This is a genomic window from Arthrobacter sp. 2YAF22_2 (genome assembly GCF_052114645.1).
In the GTDB taxonomy this organism is placed as follows: Bacteria; Actinomycetota; Actinomycetes; order Actinomycetales; family Micrococcaceae; genus Arthrobacter.
This window is the reverse complement of the sequence record NZ_JBFRFD010000458.1, coordinates 1-2983: the sequence shown is the minus strand read 5'-3', so window position 1 is coordinate 2983 and position 2983 is coordinate 1. Positions and strand designations below refer to the sequence as shown.

The window sequence follows — 2983 nt, the reverse complement described above, 5'->3', positions numbered from 1 at the left end:
CGCGGGCCGCTCCGTTAGGATGGGCGGCATGACCTCAATCACCCCTGAGAACCTGCTGGCCGAGCTCCGACGAGCCGCCGGCGTCGTGAGCGGGATCACCGCGACACTGACCGAGCAGGACGTCGCTGCCGCGTCGGAACTTCCCGGCTGGACCCGCGGCCACGTCCTGGCCCACCTGGCCGGAATCGGCAACGCGATGGCCCGCCAGCTCGAGTATGCCGTTCGCGGCGAGACCGTCGAGCTCTACGATGGCGGCTTCGAGGGGCGCAACCGCGCCATCGAACTAGCGGCCGGCCACAGCGCTGAGCAACATCGCGCGGCCGTGGCCGCCGCCTTGGACCGTGCGCTCAAGGCCTTCGGCGCGCTGGACGCGGCAGGCTGGCAGAAGCCGATCAGCTACCGCGGCGGCGTCGTGTTCGACGGCGGCCTGGCGCTGTGGCGCGAACTGACCATCCACGCCACGGACCTGGGCACCGGCCGCGGCCCGGAAACCTGGAGCCGGCCGTTCTGCGAGCACCTCTTCGATTTCCTCTCCGCGCGGGTGCCCGAGGGGGCGCGGTTCGTGCTCCAGCCCCTCGGCCTGCCGCCCGTCGCGATCGGTGCCGCGGGCGGTCGCTCGACCGTGATCAACGGCATGCTGACCGACATCGCGGCCTGGCTGGCCGGGCGCACCCCCACCCTGGGGAGCCTGCGTGCAACAGCCGCGGCCGACGGCGTCGAACTGCCCGCACTGCTGCCGTGGCCAGCGGGCGTACCCGTTTCCAATTAGGCCCGCGAAAAACCAGGCCCGGGACGAACTAGGCCTGCACGGCCAGAGCGAGCTGGCGTTCGCGGTCCAGCAGGCTTTCCTTGATGGTTAGTCCCCAACGGAAGCCGCCCAGGCTCCCGTCGGTGCGGATCACACGGTGGCACGGCACGAACAGCGCGGCCGCGTTGAAGGCGCAGGCGCTGGCCGCCGCCCGGACGGCCTTGGCGTTGCCGGAAAGTTCCGCGTATTCGGTGTAGGTCACCGGATGCCCTGGTGCCACGGTGCGGAGCATGTCCCAGGCATGGCTGCGGAAGGGGCCGGATTTCTGCAGGACCGGCACCTCCACGGCGGCGCCAGGGTCGCCCGCATAGAACTTCTCGACGGCGGCGGAGATGCCGCCGAGGTCCGCGACCGGTTCGTACCCGCCGGGCAGCAGCTCCGGGTGGATCTGTCCGGTGAGCTCGCCGGGCACGGCCGTCCAGCCGGAGGCCAGCACGGCGCCGTCCCGGGCAATGATGGTAAACGGGCCATCCGGGGTGGACATGGTCAGGAGTTGCGCTTTCATGGCGTCACTTTCTTCGGGAGTCTCTTCCTGGTGCGGGCCGCTGCCTGTGCGGCCGCGCGCCAGAGGTGCATGGTGGCGTAGGAGCGCCAAGGGCTGACCTCCCGAAAATCGGGAGAGAGCAAGCCGGGCACGCCGGCGTCCGCGGGTTCTGCCGCAGCAACCGGAGGCTGCGCCAGTGCACGGATGCCGTTGCGGACCGCGGCGTCGTTGGCCAGGAACACATCCGGGGCGCCGATCACGCGCATCGCGAGGTATCCCACGGTCCAGGGACCGACGCCGGGTAGCGGCAGGAGTTTGGCCTGCAACCCGGCCAGGTCATCGCCGTAGCCGAAATCCAGGCCGCCGGCGGCCATCGCCGCGGCCGCACCGCGGATGGAGTCGATCCGGCGCTGCGGCCCGCGGAGCAACCGGTACCCGGCATCCGCGATCTCGGCCGCCGTCGGGAAGATCCGCTGCAAACCGTTCGCCGGTACCAGGCTGTCACTCCCGGACTCGGACAGCTGAACCAGGGCCGTCCGCGCCGCCGCCACGGTGATCTGCTGGCCGACCATGGCACGGATCAGCAACTCTTGCGGGTCCACCGCGCCGGGCATCCGCATCCCCGGTGCGGCGGCAACGCTGGCCGCCAGCCGGGGATCGTCCCCGAGTGAAGCATCGATGGCGACCGGATCGGCGTCAAGGTCCAGCAGGCGGCGCACCCGGCTGAGCAGCGACGCCAGGTCCCGCAGGTCAACGGCTCCGATCGTCAGCGTCATTTCCCGCCCCGGCGTCCCGGCGTCGTAGTCCACCCGGAAGCGGGCGTCTCCGTGGGCCAGCCGCAGGGTCCGGGCGTAGGAGGCGGAGGTTCCCTCCTCGATCCCCGGGATAGCGCGGACCGCCAGGAAATCAAACACGCCCGGGTCAAACGGCTCCCGGTAGGGCAGGTTCAGCGTCAGGGCCGTGGCGGACACGGCGGTCCGGGGCGGTGCGTGCTGGTGCCGGGCCGTGGCCCGCAGCGCGGAGGGGGTCATGGCAAAGACTTCGGCGATGGTCTCGTTGAACTGTCGGACGCTGCTGAAACCCGCAGCGAACGCGACGTCGGCGGCCTTCATGGAGGTGGACACCAGCAGTGTCCGCGCGGTCTGGGCGCGGCTGGCCCGCGCCAGCGAGAGCGGACCGGCGCCGAGTTCGTGGCTGAGGATGCGGTTGAGCTGGCGGGAGGAGTAGCCCAGCCGGGCCGCGAGCCCTTCCACGCCGTCGCGGTTGATGACGCCGTCGTTGATCAGCCGCATGGCCCGGCCCGCGATGTCCGAGCGGACATTCCATGCCGGGGTGCCCGGCACGGCTTCGGGCAGGCAGCGTTTGCATGCCCGGTAGCCCGCGTCGTGCGCGGCGGCGGATGTTTCATAGAAGGTGACGTTGCCGGCTTTGGGGGTCCGGGCCGGGCAGGAGGGCCGGCAATAGATGCCGGTGGTGCGGACAGCGGTGTAGAACTGCCCGTCGAAACGGGTATCCCGGGCATCGATTGCCCGGTAGCGCTGCCAAAAGTCCATGGCTCCATCATGCCAGCTTCCGGCGGCCGGCCGCTAGCGGAAATCGGACACCGCCGTGGAGGGGTGGGACGCGGGGGCCGTTGCGGGATTTGGTAAAGTCGGAGGATGGATTCACGCCGCACGCCCGATGCCGTGCGC

General features: G+C 70.9%; 3 protein-coding genes. 1 reads left to right on the top strand and 2 read right to left on the bottom strand.

Going from position 1 to position 2983, the window contains the following annotated elements:
* Window positions 1–28 precede the first annotated feature (28 nt).
* Window positions 29–769 carry a maleylpyruvate isomerase family mycothiol-dependent enzyme gene (locus AB4Y86_RS15805; protein WP_441403137.1) on the top strand — a complete coding sequence of 247 codons (741 nt, stop codon included), beginning with the start codon at window positions 29–31 and terminating at the stop codon, window positions 767–769.
* Window positions 770–797: 28 nt separating this feature from the next.
* On the opposite strand, the gene AB4Y86_RS15800 is transcribed toward AB4Y86_RS15805, so the two are convergent.
* Together AB4Y86_RS15800 and AB4Y86_RS15795 are read right to left on the bottom strand one after the other, a co-directional pair.
* On the bottom strand, window positions 798–1313 hold the full coding sequence (locus AB4Y86_RS15800; protein ID WP_441403136.1) for a methylated-DNA--[protein]-cysteine S-methyltransferase: 516 nt from the start codon (window positions 1311–1313) through the stop codon (window positions 798–800).
* Entirely contained in the window at window positions 1310–2845 is a 1536-nt protein-coding gene (locus AB4Y86_RS15795; protein ID WP_441403135.1) for a DNA-3-methyladenine glycosylase 2 family protein, read from the bottom strand. The genes AB4Y86_RS15800 and AB4Y86_RS15795 overlap by 4 nt, the downstream gene beginning before the upstream one ends.
* Between the last annotated feature and the right edge of the window lie 138 nt (window positions 2846–2983).